Raw genomic sequence first — 18548 nt, 5'->3', positions numbered from 1 at the left:
TACTGGATCGCCCGGTCCATGTGCGCAATTGCGCACAGGCCAGGCGATGACAGCGGTGGGTAGGAAAAAGCCTCACATCCTCTCAGCATGACGGGGCCGTCTAAACCTAACCCACAATGGCGTTGAAGACCCGCCGCACCTCGCTCTGGGTCTCGCGCAGGCGGGCTTCCAGCGAGGAGAAATCCGGCGTATCCCCTGCCCGCGCCATCACGCGCAAGAGGTCGTCGCCGGCGGTATCCGGGTTGAACTTGCCGGTGACGCAGAGCCGCAGGATCTGGGTCAGGTCGTGATAGAGCCGCGCCGCCGAACGCAGGATCTCGGCCTCCGACTGGCCGAGCAGGCCGAGCTTGGCGGCGTTGTCGAGCACCTGCAGGGTCGAGACGCTGAGGATCTCCGGCTTCATCGAGGCGTGCGCGAGCTGCAGATACTGCGCGATGAAATCGATATCGACCAGCCCACCGGCGGCGAGCTTGAGATCCCAGACGTCGTCCTCGCCTTTCTCCAGCGCGATCGCGCGCCGCATGTCGGCGACGTCGGCCGCGGTCGACGCCGCATCGCGCGGCCGCGTCAGCACGCTGCGGATGATCGCCTCGATCTTGTCGCGGAACTCCGGCGAGGCCGAAATCACCCGGGCGCGGGTCAGCGCCATATGCTCCCAGGTCCACGCCTCGCGCTCCTGGTAATCCGAGAACGCATCGATCCGCGAGGCGACCGGGCCGGCTCGACCGGACGGGCGCAGCCGCATGTCGACCTCGTACAACACGCCGTAATTTGTGCGCGTCGTGAACGCGCTGATCAGGCGCTGGGTGAAGCGGGCAAAATACTGCGCGCCGTGCAGCGAGCGCTCGCCGTCGGAATCCGGCGCCTCGGCGTCGTAATCGTAGAGCAGGATCAGATCGAGATCGGAGGACGCCGTCATCTCGCGGCTGCCGAGCCGGCCCATCGCGATGATCGCGGTCTCCTGCCCCTTGATGCGCCCGTATTGCGCGGCGAACTGATCGGTGACGAGGCCATGCACGGTGTGCACGATGCCTTCGGCGACGTCGGCGAACGCGGTGCTGGCGTGCTGCGCCGATACTGTGCCTGACAGGATCCGCGTGCCGATCAGGAACAGGCTCTCCTGGCCGAACAGCCTGAGGCGATCGAGGAAATCCTCGTAGGATGAGGCATCCTGCAGCGTGGCGGCGAGCCGATCCGACAGCTCCTTCTTGTCCGGCATCGCGCCGAAGAAGCGCGGATCGATCAGGCCGTCCATGATCTGCGGCTGCCGGGCCAGCATGTCGCCGAGCCGCGGCGCGGCGCCGAGGATCAGCGCCACCAGCGCGACCAGGTCGCGGTTCTGGCTGAGCAGCGAGATCAGCCGCCCGCCGCGTTGCAGCGCGCCGAGGAAGCGGTCGAACGCCGTCACCGCATCGTCGGGCTCCTCGGCACGGGCGAGGCCGTCGATCAGGCCGGGAATGAATTCGAGGAACGCGGTACGCGTCGCCTCGACGCGCAGCGCACGGTAATCGCCCTCGATCCAGTGCCGCACGGTGCCGGCGACCGCGACCGGCTTCTTGAAGCCGAGATTGGCGAGGTGCTCGACCAGGCGGGCGTCATCGGGCCCGGCGCCGTAATTGAGATCCGGCAGCTTCGCGGTGCCCGTCGGATCGTCGCCCTCGAACAGCTTGCCGTAATGGCTCTGCACGATCTTGAGCTGACCGAGCAGGTCCTTGGCAAAGGCCTCGCGGTTCTCGTAGCCGAAGAAATGCGCGAAGCGCTCGACCGCCTCCGGCTCCTCGGGCAGCGAATGGGTCTGCTCGTCGGCGATCATCTGCAGCCGGTGCTCGACCCGGCGCAGGAATTCGTAGGCCGTCGTCAGCTGGTCGCGCGCCTCATAAGTGATCCAGTTGCTGTCGGCGAGCACGCCCAGCGCCTCCAGCGTCGGCCGCACCCGCAATTCGGGATGCCGGCCGCCGGCGATCAGCTGCTGGGTCTGGGCGAAGAATTCGATCTCGCGGATGCCGCCGCGGCCGACCTTGACGTTGTGGCCCTCGACCGAAATCTCGCTCTGGCCGCGATAGGTCTGCATCTGCCGCTTCATGTCGTGGACGTCGGCGAGCGCCGCAAAGTCCAGGTGCTTGCGCCAGACGAACGGCGCGAGCTCGGCGATCAGCGCATCGCCTGCCTTCGCATCGCCGGCGCAAGGCCGCGCCTTGATCATCGCGGCGCGCTCCCAGGTGCGGCCCTCGCGCTCGTAATAATGCAGCGCTGCGTCGGTCGAGATCGCGACCTGGGTCGAGGCCGGGTCCGGGCGCAGCCGCAAATCGACCCGGAACACGTAACCTTCGCCGGAGCGCTGCTGCAGCATCCGCGCCATCGCCCGGGTCACCCGCACGAAGAACGGCTGCGGCTCGATGTCCTCGGCGAGCGAAGTGGCGCTGCGGTCGAAGAACACGATCAGGTCGATGTCGCTGGAATAATTCAGCTCGCCTGCGCCCATCTTGCCCATCGCGAGCACGATCAGGCCGGAGCCCATTTCGGGATGTTCGGGATCGGCGGCGGTCATCCGGCCGCGCGCGACTTCCTGGCGGAACAGGTAGCGCAGCGCCGATTGCACCGACGTCACGGCGATGTCGGTCAGCGCCGCGGTCACCCGCATCACCGGCCAGACCCCGCCGATGTCGCAGAGCGCGATCATCAACGCGGCCTCCGCCTTCATGCGGCGGAGCAGCAGCATCACGTCGGCCTCGCTGCCGGCGGCGAGCACCTCGCGCGAGGTGGTCTCGATCAGGCCGGCCAGATGCGACTCCGGGTCGCATGATAGCACCCGGATCAGCCGCGCGGCGTCGGCGCGCGCGAGCTCAAACAGATAGGGCGAGAACTCGGCGATGCCGCGCAGGATGTCGCGCACGAACGGCTGGTCCAGCAGCGCCTCGAGCGCGGCCGATTGCGCCGGCTCGAGCTCGGCGAACCAGTCGGTCAGGCGCTGATCGGCGGATTGCGGCGCGGCGACACGCGGTCCGTCCGCGAACCGCGCGGCCAGACGATGTCGATCCGCGTTTCCCGGCGCGGCGGCATTCATGCCGCCTTCTGTGGCACATCCTGCGTTTGAGCCGCAAGCCTGTCACTGCTGCCCGCCCGCGCCGGCAGGACCAGGGTAGCGACCAGGCCGGGATGCGCATCGCCGAGGCGCAACTCGCCGCCATGGAGCGTGGCCACCGCCGAAGCCAGGCTGAGGCCGAGCCCGGAACCGGGCAAGGTGCGGCTCGCTTCGAGCCGGACGAAGCGCTCCACCGCATGCTTGCGGTCGCCCTCGGGGATGCCGGGCCCGTGGTCGGTGACGCTGAGCAGGACCTGGTCGCCCTCGCGCCGCGCCTCGATCAGGATCTCGCTGGCTTGCGCGTTGAGCGGCTGCACGCCGGCTCCCGGCTTGCCGTATTTGATGGCATTCTCGACCAGATTGGCGAGTGCCTGGCTGATCAATTCGCGGTTGCCGTGGATCGGCGCCGGCCCGGTCTTCACCTGCAGCGTCATGCCGTCGTCCTCGGCGAGCGGCTCGTACAGCTCGTGGATGCCGTTGGCGACGTCGGCGCCGTCGAAATCGTTCATGTTGCCGCGCGCCTGGCCGGACTCAGCGCGCGCGATCATCAGCAGCGCATTGAAGGTGCGGATCAGCCCGTCGGACTCCTCGATCGTGCGTTCCAGCGCCGCGCGGTAGTCGGCCTCGCAGCCCGATTTCGCCAGCGCCTCCTCGGCGCGATTGCGCAGCCGCGTCAGCGGCGTCTTGAGATCGTGGGCGATGTTGTCGGAGACCTCCTTGAGGCCCGTCATCAGCGCCTCGATGCGCTCCAGCATGGCATTGAGGTTTTCCGCCAGGCGATCGAGCTCGTCGCCGCTGCGGCCGACCGGGAGGCGGCCGGACAAGTCGCCCGCCATGATCCGCTGGGTGGTGCCGGTCATGGCATCGATCCGGTGCAGCACGCGCCGCGCGACGAAAATGCCGCCGCCGATGCCGAGCACGACGACGACCAGGATCGACCATTGTGCGGCCTTGGCGACGATCCCGAACAGCCGCCGCCGCTCCTCGAGATCGCGCCCGACCAGGAGGCGGAAGCCGTTGGTCAGCTCGGTGACCCGCACCAGCGCGCGATGGTCGGTGTTGTCCTGGTCGTCGAGCCGGCGATAGGCCGTCTCGGTCCAGCCCTGCACGTTCATCACGCCTGGCGCCAGCGCGCCGACATTGCCGGCGAGCGCCTGGCCGTTCGGCGTCGTCACCAGATAGAGGTTGGCGCCCGGCCGCAGCGCACGATTGGCCATGGTGCCCTGCAGGCCGCGCAGGCCGCGGCGATTATAGATATCGGTGATCTCGCCGATCTCGGCATTGACCGTCGTGGAAATCTGCTCGGTGATCAGACGGCGCGTATTCCAGGCGAAATAGGCCAGCAGCGAGGCGGCAAACAGCGCAAACAGCAACAGATAGACCAGCGTCAGCCGAAACGCCGTGGTGCGGATCAATTTGCCGAAGGCGGTCACGGTCTACCTGATGCCGTCGCGGATCATGTAGCCCGCGCCGCGGATCGTGTGCAGCAGCGGCCGCTCGAAACCCTTGTCGATCTTGGAGCGCAGCCGCGAGATGTGTACGTCGATGACATTGGTCTGGGGATCGAAGTGATAGTCCCAGACGTTCTCGAGCAGCATGGTGCGCGTCACGACCTGTCCGGCGTGCTTCATCAGATATTCGAGCAGGCGAAACTCGCGCGGCTGCAATGTCAGCTCATCCTTGCCGCGGGCGACGCGATGCGAGAGACGGTCGAGCTCGAGATCGCCGACCCGGTAGACGGTCTCCTCGGCCGGGCCGACATTGCGCCGTGACAGCACCTCGACGCGCGCCAGCAGCTCGGCGAAGGAGTACGGCTTTGGCAGATAGTCGTCGCCGCCGGCGCGCAAGCCCTTGATGCGATCGTCGACCTGGCCGAGCGCGGAGAGGATCAGCACCGGCGTACGGTTGCCCTTGTCGCGCAGGCTTCCGATCAGCGACAGGCCGTCGCGCTTCGGCAGCATGCGGTCGACCACCAGCACGTCGTAGTCGCCGCTATCGGCCATCGACAGCCCCTCCTCACCATCGGATGCGAGATCGGCGATATAGCCGACTTCACGGAACGCCTTGACCAGATAGTCGGCGGATTCGCGGTCATCTTCGATGATCAGGATGCGCATTTGCGGAGCGGTTGCGGTCACGGAAATTGGCCCTCTGTCAGCATGGCGCGGCCGGCCTGCACATGCAAGGCGACCGCGCATAATCTGGGATATTTGCTGCCGCAGGATGCTGCGGAGGCGGAAAAAAGTGGGCGGTGAAGCTGGGGGACTCCACCGCCCTGAGACCTTCCGACGGAGGGGGGCGTATTCCATCGAAAGGCAACAGAGGGAGCGAGCGGGGCGCCCGCCCCCCGGGAAGCGCCGTCGGCGGGGGCGACTGATGCCGGCGACACCTCCCAACTCATAGATAGTTATCCCTTGGCCAGCGGCACTGCCACGAAGCGCGACGAACCGCCGCTCTTCACGCGCATGAGAACGCTGTTCTTGTTGTCGCTGTGCGCCGCGGTGATCGCATCGCGCACCTCACCGGCGGTGCCGACGGCCTTGCCGGCAACCTCGAGGATCACGTCGCCTTCCTTGAAGCCCCGCTCGGCGGCGGCGCTCTTGGGATCGACCTCGGTCACGACCACGCCTTCCTTGCCGGCGCCGGCCACGCTGTTGGCAGGCGCCACGGTGAGGCCGAGCCTCGGCACGTCGGTGCCGCGGGACGAGTCACCCCTGCCGCCCTTGTCGGTGTCGGCCTTGGCCTCGATGTTGTTCGGCAACTGGCCGAGCGTGAGGTTGACGACCTTGTCCTGGCCCTTGTGCAGCACGTTCAGCTTCACCGAATTGCCGGGCGACAGGCCGCCAATGGTGCGGGCGAGTTCGCGCGCATCCTTCACCGGCTCGCCGTTGACGGCGGTGATGACGTCACCGGATTCGATGCCGGCCTTCGCCGCCGGGCCGTTGGCCTGCGGTTCGGCAACCAGCGCGCCTTCGGCCTTCTTCATGCCGAGGCTGTCGGCGATGTCGGAAGTCACCGGCTGGATCTGGACGCCGATCCAGCCGCGGCTGACCGAGCCCTTGTCCTTCAGCTGCGCGACGACGCTCTTCACGGTCGCGGCGGGGATCGAGAACGCGATGCCGACGCTGCCGCCGGACGGCGAGTAGATCGCCGTGTTGACACCCATCACCTCGCCCGACACGTCGAACGCCGGGCCACCCGAGTTGCCCTTGTTCACCGGCGCATCGATCTGGATGAAGTCGTCATACGGGCCGTTACCGATGTCGCGGCCGGAGGCCGACACGATGCCGGCGGTCACGGTGCCACCGAGACCGAAGGGATTGCCGACCGCCAGCACCCAGTCGCCGATCCGCGGCTTGCTGTCGGAGAGCTTGGCGAACTGGAAGTTCGGGCCGCCCTCGACCTTGATCAGCGCGAGGTCGGTCTTCGGATCGGTGCCGATCACCTTGGCGGAATAGGTCTTGCCGTCGTCGGTCGTGACTTCGACCTTGTCGGCGCCGTCGACCACGTGATTGTTGGTCACGGCATAGCCGTCGGCCGAGATGAAGAAGCCGGAGCCCTGGCCGGTCACGACGCCGCCACCGCGCGGTCCGCCGCGCAGACCCGGGGGCAGACCATCCGGACCGCCGAAGCGGCGGAAGAAGCGCTCCATCGGCGAACCCGGCTGGAACGGCGAGTCGTCATTGCCGTCGTCCTTGGCGACCTTCTCGCGGATATTGACCTTCACCGAGATGACCGACGGCTTCACGCGCTCGACGATGTCGGCAAAGCCGACCGGCTGCTGAACCTTGCGGACCTCGTTGTTGACCTGGGCATGCGCCGGGGTCGAGAACAGGTCGGCCGGATTGTGCGAGGGGCTGAGGCCGTAAGCGGCGACGCCGAGGCCGGCGACAACCGATGCCATCAGCGCGAATTTGCGGGCGGACAACAGCGAGCGCTTCGGCGCCTTGTAGGAAGGAAGGGTCGAGAGGTCAGGACGGTCGGTCATTGCTTGAAATCTCCAGGCCAGAATCAACGGTGCGGGGGCAGGCACCTGATGGGTCTGAACATGGGGTCATCAGCCTTACAGCGCGCTGGAGGCGGAATTAAACTTTGGTAATCAAGGCCGCCGCGTGTGCGGCAGAATAGCGCAGCCAAAAGAAGGGGTTATCGAGGAACTAACCGCGCTGCTCGGGCGCGGAATCCGCAGCCAGAAGCTGGTCCAGGCGCGCCTGCTCGTCTGGGGTCAGCGGCGGGGCCGCGCCGCCCTCGCCGTTCGCCGCCATTGGCTTGCGCCGGCCGAACCGCCACAGCGCCAGGCCTCCGGCCAAAAGCACCAGCGGCGGGCTCAGCCAGAGCAGCAACGTGTGCTCGTTGAGGCGCGGCTTCAGCAGCACGAATTCGCCGTACCGCGCCACTAGGAAATCGATCACCTGCCGGTCGTCGTCGCCGGCCGCGATGCGTTCGCGCACCAGCAGGCGGAGGTCGCGCGCCAGCGGCGCCTCCGAATCGTCGATCGACTGGTTCTGGCAGACCATGCAGCGCAGCTCTCGCGACAGATCGCGCGCCCTCGCCTCCTTGGCCGGATCGGCCATGATCTCGTCGGGCAGCACGGCATGGGCCGGCAGTGCGCCGAGCGAGACGGTTAGCGCGATGACCCCGGCAAACAGGCTGCGCGCGCGCATCATTCGGCCGCCTGCAATGCACGCGCCGCGGCGGCCTTGGCCGGCTTCGGCGCGCCGACCCGCAGCCGGCGGTCGGACAGCGACAGCACGCCGCCGAAGGCCATCAGCACCGGTCCCCACCAGATCAGCAGCACCAGCGGCTTGTGATAGATCCGCACCGCGATCGCGCCGTCGGCCGATGCATCGCCCAGAGAAATGTAGAGTTGGCTGGCGCCGCGCGTCAGCAGCGCGGCCTCGGTGGTCGCTGCGCCGCGGGTCGTGAAGTTGCGCTTCGACGGCGTCATGACGCTGACCTTGTCGCCGTCGCGGCTGACGTTGAACTGGGCCAGCAGCTCGCGGAAATTCGGCCCCTGGCGCTGCGTCAGGCCGTCGAGCCGCAGCTCGTACCTGGCGACCTTGGCGACGTCGTCCGGCTTCATGGCGCCGATATATTCGCTGTTCCAGGTGGTCTCGCAGACGATGCCGATCAGCGCGACGCCGAGGCCGGCATGCGCGAACACGGTGCCCCAGGTCGCGCGCGGCAATCCGCGCGCCCGGCGCAGCGAGATCGGCAGCGGCACACGGAACAGCGCGATGCGCTCGGCGAGATCGCACAGCGCGCCGGCCACCACAAAGACCGCAAGCCCGATTGCCAGCGGCGCCAGCGTTGCGCCGCCATAGGTCCACGCCAAGACCAGCGCGATCGCCAGCAGCGCGGCGATGCCGGCGGCCAGGAGCCGCTGCGCCGCACCGACGAGGTCACCGCGTTTCCAGGCCAGCAGCGGTCCGAACGGCACCGCGATCAACAGCGGCACGAACAGCGGCGCGAAGGTGAAGTTGAAGAACGGCGCGCCGACCGAGATCTTTTCGCCGGTCAGCACCTCGAGCGCCAGCGGATATAGCGTGCCGACGAACACGGTGGCGCAGGCGGTGGTCAGCAGCAGGTTGTTGAGCACCAGCGCGCCCTCGCGCGAGATCGGCGCGAACAGCCCGCCCTGCTTCAGCGCCGATGCGCGCCAGGCGTAGAGCGACAGGCTGCCGCCGATGAAGACGCAGAGGATCAGCAGGATGAACACGCCGCGGGTCGGATCGGTGGCGAAGGCGTGCACCGAGGTCAGCACGCCGGAGCGCACCAGGAAGGTGCCGAGCAGCGACAGCGAGAAGGTCAGGATCGCGAGCAGCACGGTCCACACCTTCAGCGCATTGCGCTTCTCCATCACCAGCGCCGAATGCAGCAGCGCGGTGCCGGCCAGCCACGGCATCAGCGAGGCGTTCTCGACCGGATCCCAGAACCACCAGCCGCCCCAGCCGAGTTCGTAATAAGCCCAGTAGGAGCCCATCGCGATGCCGAGCGTCAGGAAAATCCACGCCACCAACGTCCACGGGCGGACCCAACGCGCCCAGGCGGCATCGATGCGGCCCTCGAGCAGCGCCGCCACCGCAAAGGAGAACGAGATCGAGAAGCCGACATAGCCGAGATAGAGCATCGGCGGATGCACCGCGAGGCCGATGTCCTGCAGCACCGGATTGAGATCGCGTCCCTCGATCGGCGGATTGGCGATGCGCAGGAACGGGTTCGAGGTGATCAGGATAAAGAGATAGAATGCGCTGGCGACCCAGGCCTGCACCGCCAGCACATGCGCGCGCAGCGACAGCGGCAAGTTGCTGCCGAAGGCGGCGACGAGGCCGCCGAACAGCGCCAGGATCGACACCCACAGCAGCATCGATCCTTCATGATTCCCCCACACGCCGGTGATCTTGTAGAGCAGCGGCTTCAGCGAATGCGAATTCTCGTAGACATTAAGGACCGAGAAATCCGAGGTGACGTGCAGGGTCACCAGCGCCGCGAACGAGGCCGCGACGAACAGCAATTGCGCGAGCGCGGTCGAGCGCGCGACATTCATCAGCGCCGCATCGCGCCAGCGCGCGCCGAGCAGCGGCACCACGGACTGGATCAGCGCCAGTCCGAGCGCGAGCACCAGGGCATAATGTCCACTCTCTGCGATCACCGCATCGCTCCCTGGGTCGGCGCTACCGAGGCGCTCGGCGTTGCGTTCGCGCCTGGCGTTTCGTTCGGCTTGGCGCGGTAGTCGTCCTTCCAATGACCCTGCTTCTTCAGGGCATCGGCGACTTCCTTCGGCATGTAGGTCTCGTCGTGCTTGGCCAGCACGGTGTCGGCACGGAACACGCCCGACGTGTCGAGCGCGCCCTCGGCGACGACGCCCTGCCCTTCGCGGAACAGGTCCGGCAGGATGCCCTTGAAGGCGACCGGCAGCGTCGCGCTGCCGTCGGCGACGGTGAAGGTGACGGCGAGATTGTCGCCGCGTTTGACCGAGCCGGTTTCCACCAGGCCGCCGAGACGGAAGCGCTTGCCGGGACCGATGTGCTTTTCGGCGACCATCGACGGCGTCGAGAAGAACACGATGGAGTCGCGCAGCGCGTTCAGCACCAGCCCCGCGGCGATCGCGAGCACTGCGAGCGCGCAGCCGATCAATGTCAGACGCCGTTGCTTCCTGGTCATCGTCCACCCTTGCGCAAGACGTTCTCCGAACTCCGCTGCAGGTTCCTCGGTGTCATGCGCTATCCATCCAGCCCGAGATTCTTCAGCCCTTCATTGAGCTGGCGCAAGCGCTCGGCGTCCTTGGCGACGGCCTGACGGGCATCGCTCAGCGCGCTGATCGCCTTGTCACGCTCGCCCATCACGAGGTAGGCGCGCACCAGCCGCAGCCAGCCTTCGACGTCGTCGCCATTCTGCTTCAGCCGCGTCGCCAGCCGGTCGACCATGCCCTGGATCATCGAGCCGCGATCGGCCTCGCTCATGTCCTTGGCCGCGGCCATCGCGCCCTCCGGCAGCGCCGGCGCGGCGACGCCACCGACCCGCACCAGCGCGGCCTGCAGCAGCGGCCGCCACGGTGCGTCCGCCGGCGCCTTCGCCAGCATCTTCTGCCAGATCGCGGCGGCATCGGCCTTGCGGCCGTCCTGCTCGGCGGCAATGCCGAGGAAGTAATTCGCCTTCGCCTCGTCGGCATCCAGCGCCACTGCGCGCTCGAACTCGGTCTTGGCCTCCGCGGTGACGACGCCGCCGGCCGTCCCCATCAGCGCCTCGCCGAGGGCGGCGCGGCGATCGGCGTTGTCGCCGGCATAGGTGATGGCGTTGCGATAGGCGCGGACTGCGTCATCGTAGCGACCGAGCCGCGACAGCACCGGCGCCAGCACGTTCCAGCCGCGCCCGTCGGTCGGGTTCTTCTCCAGATGGGCCTCGACCTGTGCCACCAGATTTGCCAGCGGCTGGTTGGCATCGGCGACCCGGCTGCGTTCGGACAACGGAAAATCGCCGAGCCGCGGCGAGCCGAGCGTCAGATAGAAGCCGGAAGCTATGACCGGCAGCCCGACCAGGGCGACGACCGCAGCGGCACGCCGCAGCCGGAGGTGACCCTTCACCGGACCTTCACGCCCGTCCTGGTCGGCGGCCGCGAGCAGCCGCCGGCTGATCTCGACCCGCGCCGCATCGGCTTCGGCGGCGCCGATGATCCCCGCGGCCATATCGCGGTCGATTTCGGCAAGTTGGTCACGGTAGACCACGACCTCGCTGCCGCCGGTCCCGGCGCGGCCGCTTCGGCTGAGCGGCCACAGCACGGCGAAGATCGCCGCGACCGTCATCAGCGCGAACACAAACCACAGCGTCATCAAGCGGTTCCCGGGTGAAACGGCGGCATCAGGTGAGCCGCTTTAGAATCGCTTTACACTACCGGCGGTAAGCCCCGCAATTGACAATTGCTGGATCGATCAGACGGCGGAATAAGGCCGTTCGGCCGCTACCCGGCGCGGGACGATTTGCGCTCACCGGTCACGGCATTCTCCGCCGCCCGGTTCATCAGCGAGGCGTAGTCGTGCCCGAACAGCACCTCGCAGAACCGGATCGCGGCCTGGACCTGCTGCTGCCGGTACGCGCGAACCCGGATATCGCCGCCGCGCAGCGACTGCACCAGCCCCTCGGTCGAGTGCTCGACGTAATGCTGTAGGTCGGAGAAGGTCCGCAGCGTCACCTCGTTGATCGCAAGCTCGCTGGCATAGGTACGGCACACCGCGACAAAATCGATCAAGGCCGCGGTATCCTCGACCTCGGACATGTCGACCTTGGCGCCGGCGGAAATGTCCTTGTCGGCGCGCTGGCGCAGGATGCGGCGGACCCGGCCCGGCACGCTCTCGATCTCCGATTGCAGCGCGTTCGAAGTGTCGGCGCGGACCGAGGTGAGCTGGCGTCCCCAGGCGGACTCGTTGCGCAGATCGAGCTCGGTGCGCAGGCCACGGACGCCGTCATGCAGGGTCTTGAGCTGCTCGCCGACATATTCGAAATGGCCGCGCCGGATATCGGTGCGCAGGCAGGCGGCGACGAACGACAGATCGTGCAGCGCGATGGTGACGGCGACGCCGTAGGGCGTTGCCGAGACCCGCAGCTCATCGTCCGAGCCCGCCATCTTGATGGCGAGGCGAATGATCTGCCACGGCGCGACCAGCCGCTGCGCGATCAGTGACAGGGCGAACGGCAGCAGTTGCGGCGTCTGCAACGACGGCACCTTGAGCGCATCGGTGGCGGAGGCGATCTGGGAGTCGGCGAACACCCGGATCTGGGTCGGCAGCCGGTTACCAAGCGTCTCCAGCGCCTCGCGCGCCTGCAGCACCAGCCCGACCGGCAGCAGATCCTCGACGACGCTGGGCGGGCCAACCCGTGACAGCGCACGCTGACGGTCGTCGCCCTGGGCCGGCATCGCCAGCTTGAGGATGGCTTCCGCTGCGACGAGCTGGAATTTGCGGGCGGCGGCCTCAATCGGGCCGCTTTCGGTGGCGGCGGCCAGCGCCTTCTCGAAGTCGCGGGCCGCTTCCGGCGCACCCTCGCGGGCCAGCCACTGCCAGATCGGCAGCAGCGAGGCACGCCGGAGCTGGCCGGGCCGGGTCGGGAAATTGGTCTCGGTGAGGAACGGCTCAAGCGGACGGAACAGCAGCCGCGCCGGATCGTCGGTGCGCGGCGGAATCGCCTCGTCCTCCTCGACCCTGCGAACGATCTTGCGCAGCTGCTCCAGCACCAAGTTGGCGACGGCGACGTCCTCGCCGCGTTCGACCGCCCGCTCGAGCTCGCGCATCAGCAGCGCCTGCGATTGCGGCGGAAGCTGCGCGAGATAATCTCTCAGCCGCTCGGTCGATTTCTGGCTCATGCGCCTGGTAAAATGAAAACCCGGGTGCCCCACGGAGGCGCAGCAGCGCGTCCATCCCCGATCTTAAGAGGGTCCGCGTTAAGAACCCGTTTAGGAATAATGACCGCCCGGCGACGGGGGCCGGCCTAAACCCCCGGCAGCACCAGCTCGGCCCGCAGCCCGCCGATCGGCGCATCCTCCAGGGTGAGGCGGCCGCCATAGAGGCCAGCGAGATCGGTCACGATCGACAGGCCGAGCCCCGAGCCGGGCTTGGATTCGTCGAGCCGCTGGCCGCGGCGGGAGACCTGGGCACGCTCGGCCTCGGACAGGCCGCGGCCGTCGTCGTCGACCACGATGTGCAGCCTTGGCCCGGCGCCCGCCTCCTTCGGCGGCTCGACGCTGACCTCGATGAAGACCCGCGAGGCCGCCCATTTGCAGGCATTGTCGACGAGATTGCCGACCATCTCCTCAAGGTCCTGCCGCTCGCCGCGGAAGCGCGCCGCCGGATCGGCCTTGGCCTCGATCGAAAGGTCGCGATCGCGGTGGATCTTTTCCATGGTCCGGCGCAGCGCCTCGATTGCCGGCGCAACCTCGGTGATCGTGCTGACGATGGTGACGCGGGCGGCGATCCGCGCGCGCTCGAGGTGGTGGGCGACCTGGTCGCGCATCACCGCGGCCTGCTCCAGCACCTTGCTTGCGAACGGATCGGCGGCATGCGCGCCGGCCTCGTTGACGATCACCGACAGCGGCGTCTTGATGGCATGGGCGAGATTGCCGACATGGGTGCGCGAGCGCTCGACGATTTCCCGGTTGGCATCGATCAGCGCGTTGGTCTCGCGCGCCAGCGGCGCGATCTCGACCGGAAACTGGCCTTCCAGCCGCTCGGCGCGGCCGGAGCGGATGTCGGCGATCGCCTCCGAAATGCGTTTCAGCGGCGCGAGGCCGTAGCGGACCTGGAAGATCGTGGTCAGCAACAGCACGACGCCGAGCGCGGTGAAGGTGCCGCCGAGATAGTAGTCGAAGCTACGGGTCTCGTCGAAGATCTCGGTCGCGTCTCCGGCCACGCTGACCAGGAATTTACCGTCGGCGCCGAGGTCGACCGGCCGCTCCACCATGCGCAGGCTCTGGCCTTCGGGCCCATCGACATAGCCGAGCCGGACGCCGGCGGCGGTCAGATCGGCGCCGTGCTCCTCGAGCCGCGGCAGCTTCTTGTCCCACAACGAGCGCGAGGCACGCGTCTCGCCCTTCTCGGTGTCGGTGCGCGTGATCTGCCAGTACCAGCCCGACAGCGGCAGGTCGAACAGCGGCTCGCCGAGCGACTGGAATTGGCGGTCGGCCGGCTCGTCCGGCGTCGCCACCTCGGCGATCAGGGTGCGCAGATAGAGATTGAGCCGGCGGTCGAAGGCGCGCTCGCTGGCGTCCCGGTAGACCGACGACAGGATGACGCCCGTGATCGCCAGGATCACCACGAGCCAGGCGGTCGCCGAGACGAACAGGCGGGTGGCAAGCGAGCTTCCGCGCATCAGGGCACGGTCACGAAGATCATGTCAGCAGGCCTCGACATGGGCGAATCCCACGTTGATGATGCCGATGCCCGCGCGACGATCAAGCGCCCGATGGCGGCGGCGCCAGCATGTAGCCGAGGCCCCGCACGGTCTGGATGATGTCGACCTCGAGCTTCTTGCGAATGCGGCCGACGAACACCTCGATGGTGTTGGAGTCGCGGTCGAAGTCCTGGTCATACAGATGCTCGACCAGCTCGGTGCGCGAGACCACCCGCCCGGTGTGGTGCATCAGGTAATCGAGCAGATTGTATTCGTGCGAGGTCAGCTTGATCGGATTGCCGTTGACGCTGACGCGCTTGGTGCGGGTGTTCAGGATCACGGGGCCGCAGACCAGCTCGACCTGGGCGTGCCCGGTGGAGCGGCGCAGCAGCGCGCGGATCCGCGCCAGCACCTCCTCGAGATGGAATGGCTTGGCGACGTAGTCGTCGGCGCCGGCGTCGAAGCCCTGCACCTTGTCGCTCCAGCGGTCGCGTGCGGTCAGGATCAGGACCGGCATCACCCGCTTGTTGCGGCGCCACGATTCTAGCACCGAGATGCCGTCCATCTTCGGCAGGCCGATATCGAGCACGACGGCGTCGTAGGGCTCGCTGTCGCCGAGGAAGTGCCCCTCCTCGCCGTCGAATGCACGATCGACAACATAGCCGGCATCCGTCAGCGCGGTGGTGAGCTGGCGGTTCAAATCCGGATCATCCTCAACGACGAGCAGACGCACCTTGGCCTCCGGGGGTGAGCATTGCGAGTTCCGTCATCAAATGAGGCTTCCGGCTGTGAACGGGCTATGAACGGGGCGCGCGGCGAAATGTTACATTTTGGTCATTTGCCGGTTTAGCAGATTTGCGACAGGCGGGCACGCCGGATCCCGGTACGCTAATATTAACGATAATTGCGGATCGCCGCGGCAAACCGCCCGGCGCCGGGGCTTGCCGGTTGCGGCGGCCTCGCCCGTCGCCTACCCCTGTCCATTATGACTCAAAGACTGTTTCGTATTGCAGGGTGGCTGGCGCTCGCCTTTATCGCATTCGTGACGCTGTCGCCGATCGAAGACCGGCCGATCATCGGCAGCCCCCAGTTAGAGCACTTCATCGCCTTCACGCTGCTCGGGCTGGCGCTGGTGATGGGCTATCCGCGCCGCATGCTGCCGATCGTCGTGATCGTCCTCACCAGCGCGTTCGTGCTGGAGGCGATGCAGCTGTTGACCCCCGATCGCCATGGCCGCCTGTTCGATGCGCTGGTGAAGGCCGTGGGCGGACTTTGCGGTATCGGCGCCGGCCGGCTCGTGATGATGATCGTGCAGGACCAGATCGGCCGCTTCAAGAAGCTGCCCGAACAATCGGCGAGCTGACGACGCGGCGAGGCCTCGGGCTGCAATCGAACCTTCGGAGCAGTCCGCCGTTAACCCAAACGATCGCATCCCGCGGTTGACCCTCTCGATCCTTGCCCTAGAAAACCTGAGAACCTGCAACCTATGCATTGACCATATTCGGCGCGCACGCAAACAGCGCTTGGCGTCGAAAAATCCGCAATGCTATGAATGCTGCGACGATGCGGAAATCGCCGTCGCGTAACGCAGAGACATCGCATGATCCTGGTCACCGGTGGCGCCGGCTATATCGGCTCACACGCTTGCGTCGCCCTGTTGTCGGCGGGCGAAGACGTCGTCGTCTTCGACAATTTCTCCAACAGCAGCCCCAAAGCACTGGAGCGGGTACAGGCGATCTGCGGCAAACCGCTCACCGTCGTCGAAGGCGACGTGCGCGACCAGGCTGCGCTCGAGAAGGCGCTCGGCGAGCATGGCTGCACCGCCGTAATGCATTTCGCCGGCCTGAAATCGGTACAGGAGTCCGTCGCCGAGCCGCTCGAATATTACGACCAGAACGTGATCGGCTCGCATCGGCTGCTGCGCGCCATGCGCGCCACCGGCGTGCGCAAGATCGTGTTCAGCTCGTCGGCGACCGTGTACGGCACGCCGCTGTTCCTGCCCTACACCGAGGAGCACCCGCTCAAAGCAGTCAATCCCTATGGCCGCACCAAGCTCGTGATCGAGGAGATGCTGCGCGACCAGCATGTCAGCGACCCGAGCTGGGGAATAGCGATCCTGCGCTACTTCAATCCGGTCGGCGCGCATGAAAGCGGACTGATCGGCGAAGACCCGAAGGGCATTCCCAACAACCTCGTGCCGTTCGTCGCCCAGGTCGCGATCGGACGCCGCGACCGGCTCAACATCTGGGGCAACGACTACAATACGCCCGACGGCACCGGCGTGCGCGACTACATCCACGTGATGGATCTGGCCGCCGGTCACGTGTCCGCGCTGAAGCTGCTCGACACGCCGCAATGTTTCGCGGTCAATCTCGGCACCGGCTCCGGCAGCAGCGTGCTCGACGTGATCAGGGCCTTCGAGACCGCGAGCGGCCGGCCGATTCCCTACGACATCAAGCCGCGCCGTCCGGGCGACATCGACGCCTATTATGCCGCGACCGACTACGCGACAAAGCTGCTGGGATGGAAAGCGGTGCGGTCGCTCGAGACGATGTGCGCCGATCACTGGCGCTGGCAGAGCAACAATCCGAACGGATACGCGTGAGACAACGCGCGTGAGCGGGTCGTGATGCGATCCCGATCGCGTCACGACCCGAACGATCTCACGCGCGCTGGTAATCGTCCTCGATGCGGATGATGTCGTCCTCGCCGAAGTAGCTGCCGGTCTGCACCTCGATCAGCTCGAGCTGGATCTTGCCGGGGTTCTCCAGCCGGTGAACCGCGCCGATCGGGATGTAGATCGATTCGTTCTCGTGCACGGTCTTGATCAGCTCGTTGACCGTCACCTGCGCGGTGCCGCGCACCACGATCCAGTGCTCGGAGCGGTGATGATGCTTTTGCAGCGACAACCGTCCGCCCGGCTTGACGACAATGCGCTTGACCTGATGGCGCTCGCCATTGTCGACCGACTGGTAGGAGCCCCAGGGACGATGCACCTTGATGTGGCTTTCGGTGACCTCAGGCGCCGTCACCTTCAGTTTCGCGACCAGCCGCTTCAGGCCACCCGCGTCCTTCTGCCGCGACACCAGCACGGCGTCCTGCGTCGCGACGACGACGAGATCGTCGACGCCCTCCAGCGCGACCAGCGCACGGTCGGTCGCGACGTTGCAGTTGCGGGAATCCTCGAACACCGCGGCGCCGCGCGCCGCGTTGCCCTGGCTGTCCTTGTCGGAGAGCTCCCAGACCTGGCGCCACGAGCCGATGTCGGACCAGCCGCAGGCCACCGGCACCACCGCGGCATGCGAGGTCTTCTCCATCACTGCATAGTCGATCGAGATAGCCTTCGCCGCGGCAAAGGATGCCGCGTCGAGCTTGACGAAGCCGAGATCGCGCGCCGCATTCGTCACCGCCTCTTCGACCGAGGCGACGCTGTCGGCATCGACATTGCGATACTCGTCGAGCAGCATCGAAGCGCGGAACATGAAGTTGCCGCTGTTCCAGAGATAGCCGGCATCGATATAGCCGGCCGCGGTCGCCGCATCCGGCTTCTCGACGAAGCGCGCGACCGCCCGCACCTCGCCGGCGACCACGTCGCCGGGATTGATGTAGCCGTATTCGGTGGCGGGACGTTCCGGCCGGACCCCGAAGGTCACGATGCGGCCCTGCTCGGCCGCCGCCAGCCCCTCGCGGCACGCCGCGACGAAGGCCTGAGTGTCGCGCACCAGGTGATCGGCGGCGAGCGCCAGCACGATCGCGTCCGGATCGCGGCTCTGCGCGAACGCCGCGCCCGCGGCGATCGCCGGTCCCGAATCGCGCCGCATCGGCTCCAGCAGCACGTCGGCCTCGAGCCCGATCTCGGCGAGCTGCTCCAGCACCATGAAGCGGTAGGCCTCGTTGGTGATCACGATCGCCCGCTCGAACGTTGCCGCGTCCGACACCCGCAGCAGCGTCTCCTGGAAGGTCGAGCGCGCCCCGAACAGCGACAGGAACTGCTTCGGATGCACCTCGCGCGAGGCCGGCCACAGCCGGGTGCCCGCGCCGCCGCACATGATCAGGGGGATAATTCGTCGGTTCATCGATGCCTCAA

Annotated in this window: 14 protein-coding genes; 2 read left to right on the top strand and 12 right to left on the bottom strand. The window is 67.2% G+C overall.

Annotation, left to right across the window (positions count from 1 at the left end; all coding sequences use genetic code 11):
- Positions 1 to 106: 106 nt before the first annotated feature.
- From J6500_RS31045 to J6500_RS30995, 11 genes are all read right to left on the bottom strand, one after another.
- Positions 107 to 3064 carry a bifunctional [glutamine synthetase] adenylyltransferase/[glutamine synthetase]-adenylyl-L-tyrosine phosphorylase gene (locus tag J6500_RS31045; protein ID WP_225716509.1) on the bottom strand — a complete coding sequence of 986 codons (2958 nt, stop codon included), beginning with the start codon at positions 3062 to 3064 and terminating at the stop codon, positions 107 to 109.
- A complete protein-coding gene (locus J6500_RS31040; protein ID WP_225716508.1) occupies positions 3061 to 4515 on the bottom strand; it encodes a sensor histidine kinase in 1455 nt (484 codons plus the stop codon). Before J6500_RS31040 ends, J6500_RS31045 begins: the two co-directional genes overlap by 4 nt.
- Before the next feature lie 3 nt (positions 4516 to 4518).
- Positions 4519 to 5199 (bottom strand): response regulator transcription factor, encoded by a 681-nt coding sequence (locus J6500_RS31035; RefSeq protein WP_225716512.1) that lies wholly within the window; start codon positions 5197 to 5199, stop codon positions 4519 to 4521.
- Between the two features lie 290 nt (positions 5200 to 5489).
- Positions 5490 to 7070 carry a Do family serine endopeptidase gene (locus tag J6500_RS31030; RefSeq protein WP_225716507.1) on the bottom strand — a complete coding sequence of 527 codons (1581 nt, stop codon included), beginning with the start codon at positions 7068 to 7070 and terminating at the stop codon, positions 5490 to 5492.
- A gap of 169 nt (positions 7071 to 7239) precedes the next feature.
- Positions 7240 to 7746 (bottom strand): cytochrome c-type biogenesis protein, encoded by a 507-nt coding sequence (locus J6500_RS31025; RefSeq protein WP_225716511.1) that lies wholly within the window; start codon positions 7744 to 7746, stop codon positions 7240 to 7242.
- Positions 7746 to 9734: a heme lyase CcmF/NrfE family subunit gene (locus J6500_RS31020; RefSeq protein ID WP_225716506.1), complete on the bottom strand. Its 1989-nt coding sequence runs from the start codon at positions 9732 to 9734 to the stop codon at positions 7746 to 7748. The genes J6500_RS31025 and J6500_RS31020 overlap by 1 nt, the downstream gene beginning before the upstream one ends.
- Positions 9731 to 10246: a cytochrome c maturation protein CcmE gene (ccmE, locus tag J6500_RS31015; RefSeq protein ID WP_225716505.1), complete on the bottom strand. Its 516-nt coding sequence runs from the start codon at positions 10244 to 10246 to the stop codon at positions 9731 to 9733. Before ccmE ends, J6500_RS31020 begins: the two co-directional genes overlap by 4 nt.
- A gap of 59 nt (positions 10247 to 10305) precedes the next feature.
- Positions 10306 to 11412, bottom strand: coding sequence for a c-type cytochrome biogenesis protein CcmI (gene ccmI, locus J6500_RS31010; RefSeq protein WP_225716504.1), 1107 nt, complete (start codon positions 11410 to 11412; stop codon positions 10306 to 10308).
- Positions 11413 to 11540: 128 nt separating this feature from the next.
- Entirely contained in the window at positions 11541 to 12938 is a 1398-nt protein-coding gene (locus tag J6500_RS31005; RefSeq protein WP_225716503.1) for a hypothetical protein, read from the bottom strand.
- 125 nt (positions 12939 to 13063) lie between these two features.
- Positions 13064 to 14440, bottom strand: coding sequence for an ATP-binding protein (locus J6500_RS31000; RefSeq protein ID WP_225716502.1), 1377 nt, complete (start codon positions 14438 to 14440; stop codon positions 13064 to 13066).
- 82 nt (positions 14441 to 14522) lie between these two features.
- Positions 14523 to 15194, bottom strand: a complete 672-nt coding sequence (locus J6500_RS30995; protein ID WP_225716501.1) for a response regulator transcription factor — start codon at positions 15192 to 15194, stop codon at positions 14523 to 14525.
- A 171-nt stretch (positions 15195 to 15365) separates the two neighbouring features.
- Here J6500_RS30995 and J6500_RS30990 point away from each other — a divergent pair, with 171 nt between their 5' ends.
- Entirely contained in the window at positions 15366 to 15824 is a 459-nt protein-coding gene (locus tag J6500_RS30990; RefSeq protein ID WP_225716500.1) for a VanZ family protein, read from the top strand.
- 237 nt (positions 15825 to 16061) lie between these two features.
- Positions 16062 to 17066 carry a UDP-glucose 4-epimerase GalE gene (gene galE, locus J6500_RS30985; RefSeq protein ID WP_225716499.1) on the top strand — a complete coding sequence of 335 codons (1005 nt, stop codon included), beginning with the start codon at positions 16062 to 16064 and terminating at the stop codon, positions 17064 to 17066.
- Between the two features lie 58 nt (positions 17067 to 17124).
- Here galE and J6500_RS30980 read toward each other — a convergent pair whose 3' ends face one another.
- Positions 17125 to 18537 carry a mannose-1-phosphate guanylyltransferase/mannose-6-phosphate isomerase gene (locus J6500_RS30980; protein ID WP_225716510.1) on the bottom strand — a complete coding sequence of 471 codons (1413 nt, stop codon included), beginning with the start codon at positions 18535 to 18537 and terminating at the stop codon, positions 17125 to 17127.
- Positions 18538 to 18548: the final 11 nt, after the last annotated feature.

This window comes from Bradyrhizobium semiaridum, from assembly GCF_020329505.1.
Classification (GTDB): domain Bacteria; phylum Pseudomonadota; class Alphaproteobacteria; order Rhizobiales; family Xanthobacteraceae; genus Bradyrhizobium; species Bradyrhizobium semiaridum.
The sequence above is the reverse complement of the archived record's forward strand: the minus strand, read 5'-3'. Positions and strand labels throughout refer to the sequence as shown.